The 21,345-nt window shown below is 38.0% G+C and carries 17 protein-coding genes and 3 pseudogenes; 13 read left to right on the forward strand and 7 right to left on the reverse strand.

Translation table 11 applies throughout. The features are described from left to right. Positions 1 to 9 precede the first annotated feature (9 nt). Positions 10 to 666 (reverse strand): NAD(P)H-binding protein, encoded by a 657-nt coding sequence (locus tag LZ575_RS13920; protein ID WP_235325081.1) that lies wholly within the window; start codon positions 664 to 666, stop codon positions 10 to 12. A gap of 218 nt (positions 667 to 884) precedes the next feature. Between LZ575_RS13920 and dinB the strand changes: the two are divergent. Further along, a pseudogene (dinB, locus tag LZ575_RS13925) lies at positions 885 to 1,935 on the forward strand (DNA polymerase IV). Between the two features lie 68 nt (positions 1,936 to 2,003). Here dinB and pyk read toward each other — a convergent pair. The 5 genes from pyk to LZ575_RS13950 form a co-directional block, all read right to left on the reverse strand. Beyond that, positions 2,004 to 3,437, reverse strand: coding sequence for a pyruvate kinase (gene pyk, locus LZ575_RS13930; protein WP_235325082.1), 1,434 nt, complete (start codon positions 3,435 to 3,437; stop codon positions 2,004 to 2,006). Next, the gene (locus LZ575_RS13935) at positions 3,437 to 3,919 is read right to left on the reverse strand and encodes an IPExxxVDY family protein (RefSeq protein WP_235325083.1); all 483 of its coding nucleotides are present in this window, start codon (positions 3,917 to 3,919) and stop codon (positions 3,437 to 3,439) included. Before LZ575_RS13935 ends, pyk begins: the two co-directional genes overlap by 1 nt. Before the next feature lie 107 nt (positions 3,920 to 4,026). Continuing rightward, on the reverse strand, positions 4,027 to 4,764 hold the full coding sequence (gene rnc / locus LZ575_RS13940; protein ID WP_235325084.1) for a ribonuclease III: 738 nt from the start codon (positions 4,762 to 4,764) through the stop codon (positions 4,027 to 4,029). 5 nt (positions 4,765 to 4,769) lie between these two features. After that, a complete protein-coding gene (fabF, locus tag LZ575_RS13945) occupies positions 4,770 to 6,023 on the reverse strand; it encodes a beta-ketoacyl-ACP synthase II (RefSeq protein WP_235325085.1) in 1,254 nt (417 codons plus the stop codon). A gap of 18 nt (positions 6,024 to 6,041) precedes the next feature. Beyond that, positions 6,042 to 6,275 (reverse strand): acyl carrier protein, encoded by a 234-nt coding sequence (locus LZ575_RS13950; protein WP_139066275.1) that lies wholly within the window; start codon positions 6,273 to 6,275, stop codon positions 6,042 to 6,044. Between the two features lie 146 nt (positions 6,276 to 6,421). Between LZ575_RS13950 and purN the strand changes: the two genes are divergently transcribed. The 4 genes and pseudogenes from purN to LZ575_RS13970 all read left to right on the forward strand — a co-directional run bounded on the left by purN (position 6,422) and on the right by LZ575_RS13970 (position 10,537). Beyond that, positions 6,422 to 7,024: a phosphoribosylglycinamide formyltransferase gene (purN, locus tag LZ575_RS13955; RefSeq protein WP_235325086.1), complete on the forward strand. Its 603-nt coding sequence runs from the start codon at positions 6,422 to 6,424 to the stop codon at positions 7,022 to 7,024. Beyond that, positions 7,017 to 7,484 carry a ribonuclease HI gene (gene rnhA / locus LZ575_RS13960; protein WP_235325087.1) on the forward strand — a complete coding sequence of 156 codons (468 nt, stop codon included), beginning with the start codon at positions 7,017 to 7,019 and terminating at the stop codon, positions 7,482 to 7,484. Before purN ends, rnhA begins: the two co-directional genes overlap by 8 nt. Positions 7,485 to 7,640: 156 nt before the next feature. Continuing rightward, positions 7,641 to 8,581, forward strand: a pseudogene (locus LZ575_RS13965) (PfkB family carbohydrate kinase). 57 nt (positions 8,582 to 8,638) lie between these two features. After that, a pseudogene (locus tag LZ575_RS13970) lies at positions 8,639 to 10,537 on the forward strand (amidophosphoribosyltransferase). Between the two features lie 264 nt (positions 10,538 to 10,801). Here LZ575_RS13970 and LZ575_RS13975 read toward each other — a convergent pair. Beyond that, the gene (locus tag LZ575_RS13975) at positions 10,802 to 11,410 is read right to left on the reverse strand and encodes a superoxide dismutase (RefSeq protein WP_235325088.1); all 609 of its coding nucleotides are present in this window, start codon (positions 11,408 to 11,410) and stop codon (positions 10,802 to 10,804) included. A 162-nt stretch (positions 11,411 to 11,572) separates the two neighbouring features. Here LZ575_RS13975 and LZ575_RS13980 point away from each other — a divergent pair, with 162 nt between their 5' ends. From LZ575_RS13980 to LZ575_RS14015, 8 genes are all read left to right on the forward strand, one after another. After that, a complete protein-coding gene (locus LZ575_RS13980) occupies positions 11,573 to 12,742 on the forward strand; it encodes a UvrD-helicase domain-containing protein (protein ID WP_235325089.1) in 1,170 nt (389 codons plus the stop codon). Beyond that, entirely contained in the window at positions 12,738 to 14,354 is a 1,617-nt protein-coding gene (locus tag LZ575_RS13985; RefSeq protein ID WP_235330738.1) for an exodeoxyribonuclease V subunit beta, read from the forward strand. Before LZ575_RS13980 ends, LZ575_RS13985 begins: the two co-directional genes overlap by 5 nt. Before the next feature lie 23 nt (positions 14,355 to 14,377). Further along, complete coding sequence (locus tag LZ575_RS13990) at positions 14,378 to 14,701, forward strand: PD-(D/E)XK nuclease family protein (protein ID WP_235325090.1); 324 nt, start codon at positions 14,378 to 14,380, stop codon at positions 14,699 to 14,701. A 30-nt stretch (positions 14,702 to 14,731) separates the two neighbouring features. Then, complete coding sequence (gene kbl / locus LZ575_RS13995; protein ID WP_235325091.1) at positions 14,732 to 15,931, forward strand: glycine C-acetyltransferase; 1,200 nt, start codon at positions 14,732 to 14,734, stop codon at positions 15,929 to 15,931. Between the two features lie 240 nt (positions 15,932 to 16,171). Beyond that, positions 16,172 to 17,593 (forward strand): OmpA family protein, encoded by a 1,422-nt coding sequence (locus LZ575_RS14000; RefSeq protein WP_235325092.1) that lies wholly within the window; start codon positions 16,172 to 16,174, stop codon positions 17,591 to 17,593. A 63-nt stretch (positions 17,594 to 17,656) separates the two neighbouring features. Next, the gene (locus LZ575_RS14005; protein ID WP_235325093.1) at positions 17,657 to 18,367 is read left to right on the forward strand and encodes a hypothetical protein; all 711 of its coding nucleotides are present in this window, start codon (positions 17,657 to 17,659) and stop codon (positions 18,365 to 18,367) included. A gap of 53 nt (positions 18,368 to 18,420) precedes the next feature. Further along, on the forward strand, positions 18,421 to 20,415 hold the full coding sequence (locus LZ575_RS14010) for a PD-(D/E)XK nuclease family protein (protein WP_235325094.1): 1,995 nt from the start codon (positions 18,421 to 18,423) through the stop codon (positions 20,413 to 20,415). Between the two features lie 101 nt (positions 20,416 to 20,516). Beyond that, positions 20,517 to 21,284, forward strand: a complete 768-nt coding sequence (locus LZ575_RS14015) for an alpha/beta fold hydrolase (protein ID WP_311195805.1) — start codon at positions 20,517 to 20,519, stop codon at positions 21,282 to 21,284. Positions 21,285 to 21,345 lie beyond the last annotated feature (61 nt).

The following is a 21,345-nucleotide window of genomic DNA, read 5'->3' on the forward strand; positions in this document are numbered from 1 at the left end:
AAAATTATTTTATGAAGCTGCAATTTCCTGGATCTCATTTGATGGAATAACTTTATTCACATAACCATTGTTAGCCACTTTAATCATAGCTTCGGCAATAGTTTCAGGATCAATTGAGCGGTATTTTTTTAGGGGACCTATGAGCGCGTAGTTTAATACTTTCATCGCATAAATTGCCAAATTTTCAAAGGTTCGTGTTTCCTCCCGGTCCCCGGCGATCAGGGAAGGTTCAAAAATATAAGTTTCAGGGATTCTTTGTGCCAGCACCTCTTGCTCCATTTCACCTTTAGTTTTATTATAAAACATTTTACTTTTTGGATCGGCACCAAGAGCGGAGATTACCAAAAACTTTTCAATGCCGTTTTCCCTGGCCAGTTTGGCAGCAGCTACAGGAATCCCATAATCTATTTTTTTATAAACTTCTTCATTAGGAGTTTTACTTTTCGTAGTACCTATACAGCAGTAAACCACATCTGCTTTAAATAAATCTTTTTGATTCTCAAGCTTAAATAGATCAACAAGATGTTCTTCAACTTTCCTGTTCTTAACGGCAGCACTGCTTCGGGAGAATAAAATTATCTTCTCATACCTCGCATCATTTAATAATTTCTGAAGTAAGATTCCTCCGGTTAATCCTGTAGCTCCAAGGAGAATTGCTGTTTTCATACAAAATCATTTTGCTTCCTAATCACCCGATCAGGATTCTTAAAGATAACACATTGACAGAAAATTTATATGCAAAGTGAAAGTTAGGCTTCTTCAACAGTAATTTCCCGGGCAGGATAGAAATTCAGAAGAAAATTAAAGAAGAAGAGCGGCCTTACTTTCACTAAATTTGTAAGGTGAAAGAAGGGCATCTTTTAAGGAAAATTATTCATATTGATATGGATGCTTTTTACGCATCGGTGGAGCAACTGGATAATCCTGAACTGCAGGGGAAACCTATTGCGGTGGGTGGTAGCGAAGAAAGAGGAGTGGTAGCAGCGGCAAGTTATGAGGCACGAAAATTCGGCGTTAAAAGTGCTATGAGCAGCATCATCGCCAAACGCAATTGCCCTCACCTTATTTTTGTAAGGCCCAGATTTGATCGATATAAAGAAATCTCCACCCGCATAAGGGAAATATTTTATGAGTACACAGATTTGGTGGAGCCTCTTTCCCTGGATGAAGCTTACCTGGATGTCACCGAAAACAAAAAAGGACACCCCAGCGCGACACTAATAGCACGTGAAATTCGCCAAATTATTAAGGAAAGAACTGGTCTTAATGCCTCTGCTTAGTATCTCAATCAACAAATTTATAGCAAAAGTTGCCAGTGATATTAATAAACCTAACGGGCAAAAAACAGTAAATCCCGAAGAGGTCGAGGAATTCCTCGAAAAATTACAGATAAGGAAGTTCTACGGGGTGGGAAAGGTCACTGCCGAAAAAATGTACCAGCTGGGCATATTTAAGGGAGTCGATCTAAAGAAAAAAACTGAAGAATTTCTTACGGAACAATTTGGCAAAAGTGGAAGTTACTACTACAAAGTGGTGAGGGGAATTCATAACAGCGAAGTTAAACCTAACCGAATAAGAAAGTCTCTTGGTGCCGAAAGAACTTTTGATGAAAATATATCTTCAGAAATTTTTATGCTCGAGAGATTGAAAAATATTTCTGAAGAGATAGAAAGAAGATTACAAAGAGGTGGGGTTGCAGGCAAAACTATAACCCTTAAGATTAAGTACAGTGACTTTAGCCTGCATACCCGAAGCAAAACTCTCCCTTTCTACATTTCCAGTAAAGATCTGATTTTAGAAAACGCCAAGGAGTTACTCTATCAGGAAAGGATGAAAGAATCGGTGAGATTGCTGGGGATTTCGCTCTCTAATCTCAATACAGAGAAACCGGAAAAAAAACTGGAAATAGTAGTTCAACTAAAGTTCGATTTCTAGAGTAGAAACAAAAAACCTCCCAAATTGCTCCGGGAGGTTTTTTTCATTGGTGGTATTAGCCTGACTTCTTATGAAGAAATTTCTGAAACTCTTAAAGTATTTACCATACCTCTATCTGTAATAGGCATAGCGGCCAGATTAATCACGAAATCCCCGTTTTCAACATATCCGTTTTCACAGGCAATACGATTAATATCTTCTATGGTTTCATCTGTACTTGCATACTTATCGTAATAGAAAGCTCTCACTCCCCAAAGCAAACTAAGTTGATACAAAATTCGTTCGTTTGAAGTGAATACCAGTATATTGGATTCAGGTCTCCAGGCAGAAATCTGGAATGCTGTATAACCACTATTGGTAAGAGTACAAATTGCTTTTGCTTTAATCTCATTTGCCATGGTAGCAGCATGATAGCAAATAGCCTTTGTAATATATCTTCTTGTTCTAATGTGTGGTGGATCGTGAGGAACTTTAATAAGAGGAGAATTCTCTACACTCTTAATAATTTGAGTCATTTTTTGGATCACCTGTACAGGATAATTTCCAACAGATGTTTCTCCACTTAACATTACAGCATCTGCACCATCCATAACTGAATTGGCAACGTCATTAACTTCTGCCCTTGTAGGAGTAAGACTGGTAATCATCGTCTCCATCATTTGAGTGGCAATAATTACGGGTATTCGGGCCTTTTTTGCTGTGAGTACCAGTTGCTTTTGAATAAGTGGTACCTCCTGGGCAGGAATTTCAACTCCAAGATCTCCACGTGCAACCATTAATCCGTCACAGTAGGCTACAATTTTGTCAATATTCTTAACCCCTTCAGGTTTTTCAATTTTAGAAATAATTGGAATTTTATAATCACTGTGCTCTTTAATAATATTCTGCAATCCTATAAGGTCTTGCTCGTGTCTTACAAACGAAAGAGCTATCCAATCCACCTTAAGCTCACACGCAAAAATTGCATCTTTTACATCTTTCTCAGTTAATGCTGGAAGAGAAATATTTGTATTAGGAAGATTCACACCTTTCTTGGATTTTAAAGGCCCACCCTGGATCACTTTTGTGACAACTTCATCTTTTTTGTTAGTACTAACTATTTCAAAGATCAATTTTCCATCGTCTAACAGAATTCTTTCACCTTTTTCCACGTCCTGCGGAAACTTATCATAATTCATATAAACTCTGGAGGCAGTTCCTTCAAATTTTTCCCCGGTAGCAAAGACTATTTCATCTCCAGGATTCACTACAACCTCCTCTTTCATCACCCCAACCCTAAGCTTGGGACCTTGTAAATCGGCCAGAATAGCAGTGCTGTAGCCAAATTCCTGATTAAGATCTCGTATCATTTGAACCCTCTCCTTTACATCATCATAATTTGCGTGAGAGAAATTGACCCTAAACACATTTACACCCTCTTCCATCATATCTTTCAATACCGATCTTGTGCTTGTGGCTGGGCCTAAAGTGGCTACTATTTTGGTTCTTTTATTTACTGGCATTATTCTAATATTAAATTACTTTTTGATTTTAGTTGATTTGGATCAACTTCATAAGTGGTTTGTACGTTAGGAATAGAGGCTAATTTAGCTACCATTATTTGGATATCCTCTCCATTTTCATCATCTATCTTTAAAAAGTAGTCTACCTCCTTATATTCAGGAATTAAATAGGTAACCTGTGGAGAGACTTCTTCCTCAACAAAAAGTGATCCTGAACTCACAACTTTCTTTACCGGACCTTTAAATTTGTTTTTGATTAGATTATATGTGCGGTATTTCTCCGGTTCCTTAAAAGTATATAATGGATAGAGCGCCTGTATGTTTCCGTGGTTAAAGTCAACATCAATGCGAGCTCTTTTAAGGCAAATTTGTAATTGCCTGTTTAGATAAAAAGCTAATTTATATTCTTCCAAAGAACTGTGAATGGCCAGTAAATGATAATCTTCCTCCACATCATCTATTACCAATTTGTGGGATAACATACTTCTAAACTTTAGTGATAAAGATAAAATAAGATTGCCAAATTATGATATTTTGACCGACATTTTTAGGATATAACTACGAAAACGTTATAGTGTTAGCCAAAATCTTATTCTCCTTCTATTCTATTTTGGAGGGCATAGAAGGCTCTCTTTGAGGCCTTTTCTTCAGCTTTCTTTTTGGAGGTGGCACGGGCTTTTGCGACTACTCTCTCGTCAATTCTCAGTTTAACTGCAAAATGCTTAATCTCGTCATTCCCTGTATCATCATAAACCTCAAAATTGAAATTCTTTTTGGTTTTTTGGCACCACTCTATAAGAAGACTCTTGTAACTAATGACTCTTCCCTCGAGTTGTTCAATATCCACATAGGGATTGATCACCCTTTCATAAATAAATCTTTTGCAGTATTTATAACCTCTATCCCAGTAAATAGCTCCTATTAATGCTTCAAACAGGTTGCCATGAATATTAGCACCAAATTGAGATTTTGGAATGTTGGTTTGCACAAAGTCTATTAAGTTAAGGTCTTTTCCCAGCTCATTTAAATGTTTCCGGCTAACTATCTTTGATCGCATTTTGGTAAGATAACCCTCATTTCCGCCGGGTACTGTTTTAAATAAGTATCCCGCAATAACCGCACTTAACATGGCATCTCCTAAAAATTCAAGTCTTTCAAAATTTACTGCGTTGCCTTGTTTATCCTTCTGGTTTAGCGATCTATGTGTAAAAGCCTTTTGATAATGAGCTACATCCTTTGGTTTAAACCCAAGGATCTTTTGCATAGCAATAAAAAAATTCCCGTCTTTAGAAGAACGGGAATTTAATATGTTACGAATAACACTCATTGGTATTACTCATTTAATTTTTTAAAAATTACACAGGCATTATGACCTCCAAATCCAAAGGTGTTACTCATTACTACATCAACCTCTCTCTTTTGTGCTTTATTCAAAGTAAGATTTAACTCTGGATCGATATTTTCGTCCGGATGTTCATGGTTAATTGTAGGAGGTACAATCCCATATTTCATGGATAGAATTGTTGAAATTGCTTCAATCGCCCCTGCAGCGCCTAATAAATGCCCGGTCATGGATTTAGTGGAATTAATACTAATGTTCTTTGCGTGCTCTCCAAAAACAATTTTTATCGCCTTTAGTTCAGCCACATCTCCCAAAGGAGTAGAGGTACCATGAGTATTAATCGCATCAACCTCTTCAGGCTTTATTCCGGCATTGCGTAAACAATTCTTCATTACCGCAACCACACCTGTTCCTTCTGGATGAGGAGCTGTCATGTGATAGGCATCAGAAGATAATCCTCCTCCAATAAACTCAGCGTAAATTTTTGCTCCACGTGCTTTTGCGTGCTCATATTCCTCAAGTACAATTGCCCCTGCTCCCTCTCCCAGAACAAATCCATCCCGGGTTGCATCAAAAGGCCTTGAAGCTGTTTCAGGACTCTCATTTCTGGTTGACAGTGCATGCATAGCATTAAAACCTCCCATTCCCGCCAGTGTTACCGCAGCCTCAGATCCTCCTGAAATTATAATATCACTGTAGCCCAGTCTTATATAATTTAAAGCATCTATCATTGCATTCGCTGCAGACGCACAAGCAGAAACCGTAGTATAATTAGGCCCCATAAGACCATGGCGAATAGAGATATTACCGGGAGCAATATCTGCTATCATCTTAGGAATAAAAAATGGATTAAATCGAGGGGTACCGTCACTAGTAGCGAAATTAGTAACTTCATCCTGGAAAGTCTCCAGTCCTCCTATCCCTGCACCCCAGATAACTCCCACACGGGTTTTATCTATAGCATCCATGTCTAAATCGGAGTCTTTAATTGCTTCGTCTGAAGCAACTATGGCATACTGTGCAAACCTGTCCAGCTTTCTTGCCTCTTTGCGATCAAAGAAATCGAGAACATTAAAATTTTTGAGTTCACAAGCGAATTTAGTTTTGAATTTATCGGCATCAAAATAGGTAATAGGAGCACTTCCGCTTTTTCCGGCCACCAATGCATTCCAATATTCTTCAACATTGTTTCCAATAGGTGTCAAGGCTCCCAGGCCCGTAATTACAACTCGCTTTAACTCCATAAAAGTACTTTCCTGTTTTTATTTTGCGTTTTCAATATAAGAAATTGCCTGACCAACTGTGGCAATGTTTTCTGCCTGGTCGTCTGGAATTTGGATATCAAATTCCTTTTCGAATTCCATAATTAATTCCACAGTGTCTAATGAATCAGCGCCCAAGTCGTTAGTGAAGCTAGCTTCGTTTACAACTTCATTCTCGTCAACTCCTAACTTGTCAACGATAATCGCTTTTACTCTTGATGCAATGTCTGACATAATATTCTATTTTAATTTTGATTAGGTGGCAAAAATAAAAAACTTTATTTTAAAACCGGATTTTACTTGAAAAATGTGAATGTAATTTACGTAAATTTCATTTAAAGCCTTTAAATTTACCCTTAATTATTGTTAAGACTTTCCAATTGAAGCCAACACAAAATACGTCCCCGGGCAAAATAGTAATCTTTGCATCGGGCTCGGGAACTAATGCAGAAAATATTATACGATACTTCCAAAATTCTGAAATCGCAAGAGTCTCGGCAGTTTTTTCCAATAACAGATCAGCAAAAGTTTTGAAAAGAGCTCATGATCTTAATGTTACAGCCCTACATTTTGACCGCGAAGCATTTTATGAAACTAATGAGGTTCTCAATGTATTAAAAGATCTTAAGCCTGATCTTATTGTTCTTGCAGGTTTCCTTTGGCTTTTCCCTTCAAAGATCCTAAAGAAGTTTCCCAACCGGGTGATAAATATTCATCCTGCCCTCCTTCCTAAATATGGTGGAAAAGGCATGTTTGGAGATGCCGTACACAAGGCTGTTATTGAACAGAAAGAAATAGAAACAGGAATTACGATACACTACGTAAATGAAAATTATGATGAAGGGGCAGTTATTTTCCAGGCCACCACTCCTGTTACTCCAAATATGACAGCTGCTGAAGTTGCTGAAAACATACACCAGTTAGAGTATCAACATTTCCCTCAGGTCATCGAAAATCTTCTGCAAAAAAGAAATAATGAGTAGCGCCAACGTACATATTTATACAGATGGAGCTGCAAGAGGAAATCCTGGCCCAGGTGGTTTTGGTATAGTGATGGAATGGGTAGGCAAGCCTTACAAAAAAGAATTCTCCCAGGGTTACAAACACACAACGAACAACAGAATGGAATTACTGGCTGTGATTGAAGCTTTACGGAAGCTGAAAAATCCAGGAACGCAGGTAATAGTCTTTACAGATTCCAAGTATGTTGTTGATGCAGTTATGAAAGGCTGGCTTTTTGGATGGGAAAAGAAAAATTTTAAAGGGAAAAAAAATGAAGACCTGTGGCGGGAATTTTTAAAAGAATTCCGAAAGCACCAGGTGGAGTTTAAATGGATTCGCGGGCATAACAATCATCCACAAAATGAGCGGTGCGATACCCTTGCAGTTGAGGCTTCCAAAAAAACAAGATTACTTATAGATTCGGGTTTTGTAGAAAATTAAAAAGCTTAATTTCTATATTTTCATTCTCGCCAGCTCCCCATAGGGCATCTTTAATTTACTCAAAATTTATTTTATCTCTTCGACTTCTTCATCCCCTTATAATTTAATCCTTCTAAAACAAAACGTATATTTGCACCTCAATTTTGAAAAGTCATTATGAGTAAATTATTAATAGTAGGTACTGTCGCCTTTGATGCAATTGAAACTCCTTTTGGAAAAACAGATAAGATCTTAGGAGGTGCAGCCACTTATATTGGACTTTCTTCTGCTCAATTTGAGATAGATAATGCTATAGTTTCAGTGGTTGGAGAGGATTTTCCGCAGGAACATCTTGACCTTTTAACTGGAAACGGTATTAATATTGACGGAATAGAAATAGTAAAAGGGGGAAAAACCTTCTTCTGGAGTGGCAAATATCACAACGACCTTAATTCACGGGACACTTTAGAGACTCAACTCAATGTTTTGGCAGATTTTAATCCTGTTGTACCAAAGGAATATCAGGATTCAGAGTTCGTAATGCTCGGCAACCTTCACCCACTGGTTCAAATAAGTGTACTTGAGCAGGTAAAATCTCCCAGGCTTGTAGTACTGGACACCATGAACTTTTGGATGGATAACGCTCTGGAAGATCTTCTAAAAGTTATTGCTAAAGTTGATGTTATCACGATTAATGATGAAGAGGCACGCCAGTTAACAGGAGAGCACTCTTTAGTAAAGGCTGCAAGAAAGATTGCAGAAATGGGACCCAAATATGTAGTAATCAAAAAAGGGGAAAATGGAGCTTTACTGTTCCACGAAGGAAAAATATTCTTTGCACCCGCATTACCATTAGAAGAAGTGTTTGATCCAACAGGTGCAGGTGATACCTTTGTTTAGGTGGCTTTACAGGATATCTTGCCCAAACAGGAGATATTTCATTTGAAAATATGAAGAATGCCGTAATTTATGGCTCCACACTTGCCTCTTTTTCCGTAGAAAAATTTGGAACTGAAAGAATGGAAATGCTTTCCCGGGAGGAGATACAGTCCCGTATGAAAGAATTTAAGAATTTAACACAATTCAATATAGAATTAACCCCAAACAAGGCCCTGTAATTTCAGGGCTTTTTTTGTGACTAACAAACCTCAACACCTGAAGCTGAATAACCAACTATGAGTGACGCTTTAAAACATGAATGTGGAATAGCATTAATCCGGCTACTTAAACCACTGGAGTTCTACAAAGAAAAATATGGAACTGCTTTTTACGGGGTAAATAAAATGTACCTCCTAATGGAGAAACAGCACAACCGCGGACAGGATGGTGCTTAGTTTTGCCAGTATTAAACTTAATACGCAACCCGGTGAGAGATATATAAGCCGACTTAGATCTAACGCCGCACAGCCTATTCAGGATATTTTTAATCAAATAAATGAGCGAATTAATGAAGAGATAGCTCAAAATCCTGAATATGCAGATGATGTCGCTCTTCAAAAAAAGCATGTGCCTTATATAGGTGAATTGTTTTTAGGGCATGTACGTTATGGCACCTTTGGAAAAAACAGCATTGAAAGTGTACACCCTTTTCTTCGCCAAAATAATTGGATGCACAGGAACCTCATTGTGGCTGGTAATTTTAACATGACAAATGTCTTCCAGCTTTTCAATAATCTTGTAGAACTGGGGCAACATCCTAAAGAGCGGGCAGATACTGTTACCGTAATGGAAAAGATAGGCCATTTCCTGGATGATGAAGTTAGAAAGCTCTATAAAAAATTAAAGAAGGAAGGTTATAATAAAGTAAGTGCCTCTCCACAAATAGCTGAACGTTTAAACGTTGCAAAAATCCTCAGGAAATCTGCAAAAAACTGGGATGGAGGTTATGCTATGGCAGGGCTTCTTGGACATGGGGATTCTTTTGTTCTCAGGGATCCGGCAGGAATCCGCCCGGCGTATTATTACCAGGATGATGAAGTAGTAGTGGTAGCTTCTGAAAGGCGGTAATACAAACCGTTTTCAATGTAGATTTTAAGGATGTAAAAGAACTGGATCCCGGACATGCGATCATAACCAAAAAGAACGGAGAAGTAAGAATTAAACAGATTTTAGAACCCCTTGAGCGTAAGGCCTGTTCTTTCGAAAGAATTTATTTCTCCCGTGGTAGTGATTCGGAAATTTATAAGGAGCGCAAAATGCTTGGCCGTTTATTAATGCCGGAAGTATTAAAGTCAATAGGACACGATACCATAAACACTGTTTTCTCCTATATTCCCAATACTGCGGAAACTTCTTTCTACGGAATGGTGGAAGCTGCACAGGACGAATTGAGTAAACAAAAGAATGAAGCAATTCTTGCTGAGAAAGATTCTCTTACAGATGAACGCCTGAAGCAGATATTGGATTACAGGTTAAGAACTGAAAAGATCGCCATCAAAGATGTAAAATTGAGGACCTTTATAACTGAAGATAGCAGCCGCGACGATCTTGTAGCTCACGTATATGATGTCACATACGGTGTCGTAAGACCCGAAGACAATCTCGTTATCATTGATGACAGTATAGTGAGAGGTACTACTTTAAAAAAGAGTATTATAAAAATGCTGGACCGTTTGAACCCTAAGCAGCTTGTAGTGGTATCCTCGGCTCCTCAAATAAGATATCCCGATTGTTATGGAATTGATATGGCGAGGCTTGAAGATCTTGTAGCTTTTAGGGCGGCTTTAGATCTATTAAAAGACACTAACCAGTACGACATAGTAGATGAGGTATATAGAAAGTGTAAACTCCAGGTTGAACTGGAAGATGCAGAGGTGCAGAATTTTGTGAAGGAGATCTATACTCCCTTCAACGATCAGCAAATCTCTGATAAAATTGCCGAGTTGTTAAGTGAGCCAGAGGTGAAAACAAAAGTGAAGATTATCTATCAAACGGTAGAGAATTTACATATGGCCTGTCCAAAAAATTTGGGGGACTGGTATTTTACAGGAGATTATCCAACTTTTGGTGGTAACAGGGTGGTAAACCGCGCCTTCATTAACTTTTATGAAGGTAGTAAAGATCGTGCATACTAGCATTTAATAGCCATAAAACGCCTCAAAAGTGCATTTCAACTAATATTCGGGCACTTCATCTAAAAATATTTGTGCGGCTGGAGTTATGATGTATATTAGCAGAGCCATAGCATAAGTAGGTTAAGTTCATGGTAGATTTGGGGCAAAAAAAGGTGGATTCTCATCCGCCTTTTTTTATGTCTTGTCGCGAAATAAAATTTCTGAAAAACAAAAAAGCCTGCCCGTTTCCAGGCAAGCTCTACACTTAAATCTAAATCTAATTTTCTATTTGTTCTGCGCGTATCGGCTGGAAACTTCTTTCCAATTGATCACATTAAAAAATGCATCTATATATTCGGGACGCTTATTTTGATATTTAAGATAGTAAGCGTGTTCCCAAACATCAAGCCCAAGAATTGGTGTACCCTCACAATCTACGTGTGGCATAAGAGGGTTATCCTGGTTGGCTGTAGAACAAATTTCTACTTTTCCACCTTCCTGAACACATAGCCATGCCCAACCCGATCCAAATTGCCCGGCAGCTGCACTCGCAAATTTATCTTTAAAAGCTTCAAATGAACCGAAAGCACTATTTATTGCCTGAGCCAGTTCCCCTTCCGGCTGTCCTCCACCATCAGGAGACATAATTTCCCAAAATAGGTTGTGGTTATAATATCCACCTCCATTGTTTCTTACAGCAGAATTTGATTTGTCCAAATTTCTAAGGATGTTCTCAATTGTCTTTCCTTCATTATCGGTTCCTTCAATAGCTGCATTCAATTTTGAGGTATATCCTGCGTGATGTTTGTCGTGGTGAACTTCCATTGTTTTTGCATCAATATGTGGTTCTAATGCATCAAATGAATATTTTAATTTTGGTAACTCAAAAGCCATATTTCTTAATTTTTTAGTTATAATATATTGATTGTTTCAAATTTAAGTATAAAGCCATTAGTTTGGAATAATAAACTGTTATAATAACCTTAAAGGTTACAGTTTCTTTCCCGAAATTTGGTAAATACTAAGCTGAAATTAATTCTCTAATTTAATTACCTATTGGAAATCAAAAATTCCTATAAAATTTACAATGCTTCCGCAGGATCTGGTAAAACTTATACTCTTGTAAAAGATTACCTTATTTTATTATTGCAAAGCAATCAACCAGACGCTTATCGTAACATCCTCGCCATCACTTTTACAAATAAAGCCGTGGCAGAAATGAAAACCCGGGTAATTTCGGCACTTCATTCCCTGTCCCTGGAAGACGTGCCCGGGGATCTAAAAAATCTAATGGCCGATCTTGTTTTAGAAACGGGTTATCCTGAGGAAAAAGTAAAAGAAAAATCCCGAATGGTCCTAAAGAGCATTCTGCACAATTATGCCTCTTTTGACATTTCAACTATTGACCGCTTTACACATAAGGTTATTAGGACTTTTGCAAAGGATCTGGGACTTCCTGTGAATTTTGAAGTGGAGATGAATACCCTACAAATCCTCGAGGAGGCAGTGGACAGGTTGATTAATCGCGCAGGAGATGACAACCAACTTACAAAGATCCTGGTGAATTTTACTTTATCCAAGACCGATGATGACAAGAGCTGGGATATTGCAAAAGATCTTTTTAACTTTTCAAAGATCCTTTTACACGAGAACCACATCCCCTACGTTTCTCACCTAAAAAATAAAAGCCTTCAGGATTATAAGGATTTTTCTGAAAAAATTAAAACTGCCATTGCAGCTTCTGAAGAAGGAATAGCGAAGATTTCAGAAGATTTCTTCAGAATTGTAGAATCTGAAGCTCTTAAAAAGTCCAGTTTTAACAGAGGTTATGTTTATGAGTATTTCAGCAAGCTGGATCAAAAAAACTACAAAGTGACTTTTGGTTTAAAATGGCAGGAAACTTTGGAAGAGGATAATTTATATTCTGCAAAGGTGCCGCAGATCGAAAAAGAGGCTCTGGATAGAAATCAGCAGGAAATTGCATTATTGTTTAAAACTTCAAAAGCTGCAGTATTAAGAAGAGAATTTCTTAAGGAACTTAACGCTAATCTCATACCACTTTCACTACTGGGCGAAATAGCAAACGAAATGCAGGAAATTAAAAAAGAGCGGGCGCTCATCCTGATTTCAGATTTTAACCCGACCATTGCCGCTGAAGTAAAGGATCAGCTTAGCTCCGTTTATTTACGAAAGACTGGGAGAACGCTATCGCAATTATTTTATTGATGAATTTCAGGATACTTCGGCGATGCAATGGAATAATATTATTCCTTTAATTGATCACGCCCTTTCTTCGGAAACCCAAAGAGACCAAACAGCAGGCCTTACTCTTGTAGGAGACGCTAAACAATCCATCTACAGGTTTAGAGGAGGAAAAGCAGAACAATTTATAGATCTGTATAACGGCCAATCTCCCTTCAGCATAAAAGAAAAAGTTACGAACCTGCCCTACAATTACAGGAGTGCAAAGGAAATTGTAGAATTTAATAATTCATTTTTTAGTTATATTTCATCAAAGTTTAATAAACCTTCCTATCGCGAACTTTTTGAAAATAGCGGGCAACAGCCAAAAAAAGAAACTACAGGATATATTAATATTTCATTTCTGGAAACTGAAAATGCAGAGCACGAGATGGAACTGCATCCTGCAAAGGTTTACGAGATCATTCAAAACCTGGAGGAACAGGGAACAAACAAGAGTGACATTTGTGTTCTTACCAGGACCAGAAAACAAAGTTTTGCTGTAGCTAATTATCTAAATGACCAGGGAATTTCTATTGTATCATCAGAGTCGTTGTTGGTTGCAAATTCGCCTCAAGTACTTTTTATTAATGACCTCCTGGAATTCTCTATTAATCCTGATGATCGAAACCTACGATGGAGTATCCTGAATTATTTAGTAAAAGAACTTAAAGTTAGTGAACCGCACCAATTAATTGTAGCCACCCTGGATCAAAAGGAGAAGTACTTTTTTGAATGGTTGAATAAGTTTGGTATTACCTTTAAACTACAGGAGATAAGAGAGCTGTCTCTCTATGAAGCTGCTGAATATATTATACGAAGTTTTTCCCTAATTAAAAGTTCTGATGCTTATCTCCAGGCTTACCTGGATTTTATATTTGAAAAATCAACAAAAGCTGCCATAAGTGTAACTACCTTTTTGGAATACTGGGATCAATACAGTGAAAAACTTAGCATTGTTGCACCTAAAACAAATGATGCAGTACAAATAATGACTATTCACACCTCAAAGGGTCTTGAGTTTCCCGTAGTGATCTATCCTTTTGCAAATTCCAGGATAAAGGATATAAGTAAAGAATATTTGTGGTTGCCACTGCCAGAAGATCTTGCAGATATTCCTGTAAGTTACTTTAAGGCATCTAAAAAAATGTTGGATTGGGGGAATTATGCTGCTGAAGCCTATCAAAACCTCCTTGATCAAACCGAATTTGATGCGATTAACATTTTATATGTAGCCCTCACGAGAGCGTCTCAACAGTTATACATCCTCTCCTGTTATGAATTTAAGAATGGGCAGGAGTGTGAAGACAAGGTTTCAGGATTGCTAATTGGTTATTTAAAGTCACAAAATAAGTGGAGCGGGGAAAAAACATATGAAATTGGTGAAAACCTTCCTGTTAAGGGAAGAGGTTTCTTCGGTAAAGCCTTACATCCGCAGGAATTTTACTCCTCTCCTACCCAAAATCAAATTGTGAAAATTGTAACTCTCTCCGGAAAGTTATGGGGGTCTACACAGGAAGAAGCCATCAATACCGTATTCTTGTACACGATATTCTTTCTGAAATTACTACTGCTGAAGATATTCCCGAAGCGATAAAAAAATACAGCAGAAAAAGTAAATTGGATATAACTGATAAACAGGAACTGGAACTGGAAATCTCCCGCATAATCTCGCATCCGGATCTTGCCGATTACTTTTCTGCTGATGCCGTGGTATACAGGGAACGGGATATAATTAGTCCTGAAGGCGAAATCTTAAGACCGGATAGGCTAAATTTTATAAACGACAGGGTTACCATCATTGATTATAAAACCGGAAAATTACAACCCGGTCATAAGCAACAAATGGAGGTCTATGCATCTATTCTTGAAAAGATGGATTTTATAGTAGAAAATAAAATACTCATTTATATTAATGACGATGTGAATATCATATTTGTTTAAAAGATACCTAATTTTGTAAAAAACCTAATCATGTACGGAGAAATAAAAGAACACTTACAAAAGGAAATTGAACAAATAAAAGAAAATGGTCTCTATAAAAAGGAGCGAATAATAACTTCTCCACAGGGAGCAGTTATAAAAATTTCCACGGGACAGGAAGTAATTAACTTTTGCGCCAATAATTATTTGGGACTGTCTTCACATCCGGAAGTTGTACAGGCAGCCAAAGACACTATGGACACGCACGGTTTTGGGATGTCCAGCGTAAGGTTCATTTGTGGTACCCAGGACATACATAAGGATCTGGAGAAAAAAATAGCAGAATTTTACGGGACTGAAGACACCATTCTTTATGCCGCAGCTTTTGATGCAAATGGAGGTGTTTTTGAACCCCTGTTTTCTGCAGAAGACGCAATAATTTCTGATTCCCTCAATCACGCTTCAATTATAGATGGGGTAAGGCTTTGTAAAGCGGCCAGGTATCGTTTCGAAAACGGAAACATGGAAGACCTCGAGAATCAACTCAAAGCAGCAGATGAAAAAGGAGCAAGATTTAAAATAATCGTGACTGATGGGGTTTTCTCAATGGACGGCCTTCTGGCTCCTCTTGATAAAATTTGTGACCTGGCAGATAAGTACAATTCCATGGTCATGATAGATGAATGTCACGCGACAGGATTTATAGGAAAAAATGGAATTGGTACGCCCGAAGCAAAAGGAGTAATAGGAAGAGTTGACATAATTACCGGAACTCTTGGGAAAGCTCTTGGTGGAGCCATGGGTGGTTACACAACAGGAAAAAAGGAAATTATTGATCTCCTGCGCCAGCGTTCCCGCCCTTATTTATTTTCAAACTCTCTCGCTCCTGCAATTGTTGGTGCATCAATAAAAGTGTTTGACATGCTTAAAAACGATACTTCATTAAGAGATAAGCTGGAACAAAATACCAAATATTTCAAGAAGGAAATGAAAGCGGCTGGTTTTGATATAATCGACGGAGATTCAGCTATTGTTCCTGTAATGCTTTATGATGCACAACTTTCCCAGGATATGGCAGATAGATTACTGGAAGAAGGTATTTATGTGATTGGTTTCTTTTATCCCGTTGTACCAAAGGACAAAGCGCGAATTAGAGTGCAACTTTCCGCAGCCCATGAAAAAGAACACTTAGATAAGGCAGTTGCAGCTTTCAAAAAGGTAGGAAGGGAATTGAATGTTTTAACGAATTAGAAGAAATCAACACATGTTAATTTTTTATAAATTTTGCATTTTTGAGCATAAGAAATTGACGATTTGTAATTTTAACTTTTTAGGAAAAGAGGGTTATTTTTCTTTATAATTTGAGTTAAAGCCCCGTCCTGTAAGCTGTGATTGCCCTTTAATTAAGAAAACTTTATTATTTTAAGCTTTGTTGATATGGATTAACCACATACTTTTGTCTCATTAACACTTAAAACTAAATTAACAAATATGAAACATCTTAGCAGACTTTTATTAGCTTCATTGTTTGTGTTGGGGTTTTCCACAACTCAGGCACAAGATGAAAATAATCCGTGGGCCATTGAAATTGGCGTAAATGCGGTTGACCTTTATCCAACAGGAGAAGATGCTCCATCCGGAGGAATGTTTGACGAATATTTCAATGTTGGAGATCACTGGAACATCCTTCCAGCAGTTTCCCGGTTAGGTGTAAGTCGTTATATAGGTGGTGGATTGGTTTTTGAAGCCGCAGGATCTGTCAATCAAATCTCAAAATACGGTGATGATACTGTAGATGATCTTTCATATTATGCTTTAGACGGAGCATTAAAGTACAGCTTAAGAGCCTTACTTAATGATGGATGGTTGGACCCACATCTTGGAGTTGGTGGAGGTTACACCTGGCTAGATGAGCAAGGTGCAGGTACACTAAATGGTACTGCAGGATTAAGCTTCTGGTTTTCAGACAATGTTGCCTTAAATATCCAGTCTACTTACAAGCATGCTTTTAAAGATGAAGCAGCTCCACATTTCCAACACGCAGCAGGAATTAAATTTATTTTTGGTGGAAAGGATTCTGACGGAGATGGCGTATATGACAAAGATGACGAATGTCCTGAAGTTGCCGGACTTGAAGAATTTAATGGTTGTCCAGATTCAGATGGGGATGGTATAGAAGATAGAAGAGATGCCTGTCCTGATACTGCTGGTTTGGCACAATTTGACGGATGTCCTGATACCGATGGTGATGGAATCCCTGATCCTCAGGACGAATGTCCTACTGTAGCAGGTACAGCCGAAATGAATGGTTGTCCAGATGCTGATGGTGATGGTGTTGCAGATCAAAATGATGAATGTCCTGATGAAGCAGGTCCTGCTGAAAACAACGGATGTCCTTACGAAGATCGTGATGGTGACGGAGTTTTGGATAAAGATGATGAATGTCCAGATACTGCAGGTACTGCAGCAAATAATGGATGTCCTGAACCAACAGCTGAAGCTATTTCTGAACTAAATGAGTATTCTAAAACAGTATTGTTTGACTTAAACAAAGCAACAATACGTTCTGAGTCTGAAGATGCTCTTAGAAGTATTGCTGAAATAATGGAAGAATATTCAAATACAGTATTCCATATTGAAGGACATACAGATAGTACAGGTAGTGACCAATACAACCTGCAATTGTCTAAAGAGCGTGCTGCTTCTGTAAGAGAGTGGTTAGTAAGTAATGGAGTTCCTGCTAACAGATTAACTTCTGAAGGTTATGGTGAAACTCAGCCTATCGCTTCTAATAACACTGCTTCTGGAAGACAGGATAATAGACGTGTAGAGATTTCTTTAGATAAAGACAAAGAAATGAGAGATTCTAACGAAACTCCAACCGACACAACAGGAACAGGTAATAATAAGTAAAAAGCTTATCAAATACATACAGAAAACGTCCCGATTCGTCGGGGCGTTTTTTATTTTTACCCTATGGCATCTTTTCTCTCAAGCATTATTTCTAATCTTTTAAAAGATCATCCCGATCTTTCTGCATTTACGTTTATCCTTCCCAGTAGAAGAGCAGGAGCTTTATTAAAAAAGGAAATCTCCCTTACTATTAATAAACCTGTATTTTCACCAGAGGTAGTTAATATAGAAGAGTTTACGGAAAAAATCTCAGGACTTTCTACAATTGACAATACCACCAGCCTCTTTGAATTCTACAGTATTTATGAAAAACTTACGCCCCGGGAAGAGCTTGAAGAGTTTGATACCTTCAGTACATGGGCGCAGACTCTCATTCACGACTTTAATGAGATTGACCGTTATCTTATTCCTCCGGATAAGATCTTCGATTACCTTTCCGAGATTCAGGATATAAATCACTGGTCTCTGGCCGCAGAGAAAACTCAGCTTGTTAAGAATTACCTGGCATTCTGGAGGAAACTTCCGCAGTACTACGATGAGCTAACCAGGAATCTGCTCGAAAAGCAGGAAGGATATCAGGGTTTGATCTATAGAATGGCTGCTGAAAAAATTGAAAGTTTTGCACCAGGCAATGCTCCCTCTCACGTCTTTATAGGATTCAATGCCTTAAATAATGCAGAGCAAAAAATCCTGCAAAAGATGCTGGAACACGGGTCCCGGGTTTTTTGGGACATTGATGAAGTTCATTTTAACGACAAGGATCATGATGCTTAGGCCTTTTCATAAGAGAATATTCTAAAAACTGGCCTTTTTATAAGGATCAAAAAATGGAGCTCATCTCTACAGGCTACAAGGCTTCCAAAGACATTGAAATTTTAGGAATACCAAAGAGTATAGGACAGGCAAAATACGTAGGAGAAATATTAGAATCTCTTACTCCCAAAGAACTACAATCAGCAGCCCTGGTCTTAGGTGAAGAATCTTTATTGCTCCCTATCCTCAACTCAATCCCTCCCGGTGTTCCTGCTGTGAATATTACAATGGGTTATCCTCTAAAGTATAGCCCGTTTTCCTATTTGTTTGAAAAGCTGCTGGAATTTTATAAAGCTGAAGAAAGTAAATTCTATTACAAGGATGTTATAAGCGTCCTCAGCAATCCGGTGATCCAGAGAATTACTGAAGACCGATGCAAAGACGTTATTTCCACTATAAAAAAAGAGAACATCCTTTATCTCGATCAAAGCCAGATAAGTGGGTTATTTAATGACCCGGCACCGGATATTGTAAATTATATTTTTCCTAAAACAAAGCCTGGTCCTCCTGAGGCCATCCAAAAGATGGAATCAATTATCGAGGAACTAAAGAGAGGACTTGATGAAGCTGATGATGCTTTAAATCTTGAGTTCTTATCCAAATATCACCAAATTACAGAGCAGCTAAAAGAACTGGTTCTTTCTTACCCTCATATTAAGTCTATTTCCTCTCTCCTCCACTTCTACAGGGAATTGAGTAGCCAGCAAACTTTAGACTTTCAGGGAAATTCTTTTGAAGGATTACAACTAATGGGAATGCTGGAATCCAGAGTTCTGGATTTTGACACCGTTATTTTAACTTCTGTAGATGAAGGAATACTTCCGGCAGGAAAAAGCAACAATTCTTTTATTCCTTATGAACTAAAGAAAACTTTTGGACTACCAACCTATAAAGAAAAGGACGCTGTCTATACTTACCATTTCTACCACCTGTTGCAGAGGGCAAAGAAAATTTTTCTACTGCACAATACAGATACAGAAAGCCAAATGGGAGGAGAAAAAAGTAGATTTCTTATCCAGATGGAACTTGAAAAACAACCTCTGCACCAAGTTACTACAAAAATTATTACTCCTGAAGTAAAAAAAGTTTCCTCTCAACTCCAGGAAGTACAAAAAACTCCTGCTATCCTTGAGAGAATTAAGGAGTTGGCAAGTAATGGTTTTTCACCTTCAGCATTAACAACATACATAAGGAACCCTCTGGATTTTTATTTACAGTACATCCTCAAGATCCGGGATAAAGATGAAGTTGAGGAAACTGTAGCGTACAATACACTTGGAACTGTGGTACATAAAACGCTGGAAACCTTTTACAAACCTCTAAAAAATCAGGTATTAACTGAAAAAAATATTCAGGAGTTCAGGAAAAGAGCCACAGCTGAGGTCAAACACCAATTTGAACTGGAGTACAGCAAAGTTCCTCTTACAAAAGGCAAAAACCTCCTCATTTTTGAAGTAGCAAGACGGTATGTCACCAATTTTCTTAAGCTGGAAAGCAAATTCCTTCTGGAGGGAAAAAGAATTGAGATAAAAGAAATCGAAGCTAATCTCACTTCACAACTTTCTATTCCCGAACTGGATTTTCCTGTGAAGATTAGAGGAAATGTAGACAGGGTTGATCTTTATGATGACGTGCTCCGCATTATAGATTATAAAACAGGCAAGGTAACTCAGCCCCAACTCGAAATATGTGAATGGGACGAGTTGACTACAAATTATGATAAGTACTCCAAGCCTTTCCAGGTGCTTATGTATGCTACCATGTTATTGGAAAATAACCGCGCAACGGGCACTGTGGAAGCGGGGGTTATTTCTTTTAAAAATCTCAAAGAAGGTTTCCTTAAGTTTGGGGAAAAAGAGAGCAGCAGGGCACGCAAGAAGAATTGCTCGATAGAGGCGGAAACATTGGAAAACTTTAAAGTACAGTTAAAAAACCTCATCCTGGAGATATGTGATCCTAAAATTCCGTTTCTTGAAAAAGAAATTAAAAAGGCTCATGGAAATTACTAAGAAGAAGAATCTAGAAGTAAAGGGGAAACACGGCAAAACTATTCTAACCGATCTTATCTTCCCTTCTGAAAATAAACCTAAACAAATTATCATCTTTTGCCATGGATACAAAGGTTTCAAGGATTGGGGAGCCTGGGAAGAGATGGGCAGAATATTTTGCTGAAAAAGGCTATTTCTTTGTGAAATTTAATTTCTCCCACAATGGAACAACTACAGAGAAACCTACAGAATTTTTAGATATAGAAGCATTTGGAGAAAATAACTATATCAAAGAACTTGATGATTTCCAAACAGTTATTGATTGGCTTCTATTACCCGATTTCGAATTCGCTCAGCATCTGGATGTTTCCAATATTTGCCTGGTGGGCCACTCCCGGGGTGGAGGAATCGCTTTGATAAAAGCATCAGAAGATAAAAGAGTTACAAGACTTATTACCCTCTCGGCAGTTAGCGACTTTGGCTCAAGATTTCCCGGGGAAGAAGAAATAGAAAAATGGCAGGAAAAAGGCGTAACTTATATTACAAATACCCGTACCGGGCAACAGCTGCCTCACCATTTTCAATTCTATACCAATTATAAGGAAAATGAGGAGCGCCTTGATATCTCCCGGGCTGCAAAAAGTTTAGAAATACCGCATCTTATTGTTCACGGGAGCAATGATACAACTGTACCAATAAGTGATTCGGGCCAATTGTTTGAATGGAGTCCCTATCCCGATCTTTTACTGGTAGAAAGTGCAGACCATGTATATGATGTTTCACATCCCTGGAAGGGGCAGGAATTACCTGTGTCTTTTACTTATGTCCTGGAACAAATGCTCGAATTTTTAAAGAAAGATCAGGCTCAGTTAAAACAACAAACCAATTAATTAATTTAAGGACAGCAGGTAAAATAAGATTTTATCACTTTAATTTTTTGTTTTACCTTTG

Origin of the sequence: Antarcticibacterium sp. 1MA-6-2 (assembly GCF_021535135.1) — a bacterium.
Lineage (GTDB): Bacteria > Bacteroidota > Bacteroidia > Flavobacteriales > Flavobacteriaceae > Gillisia.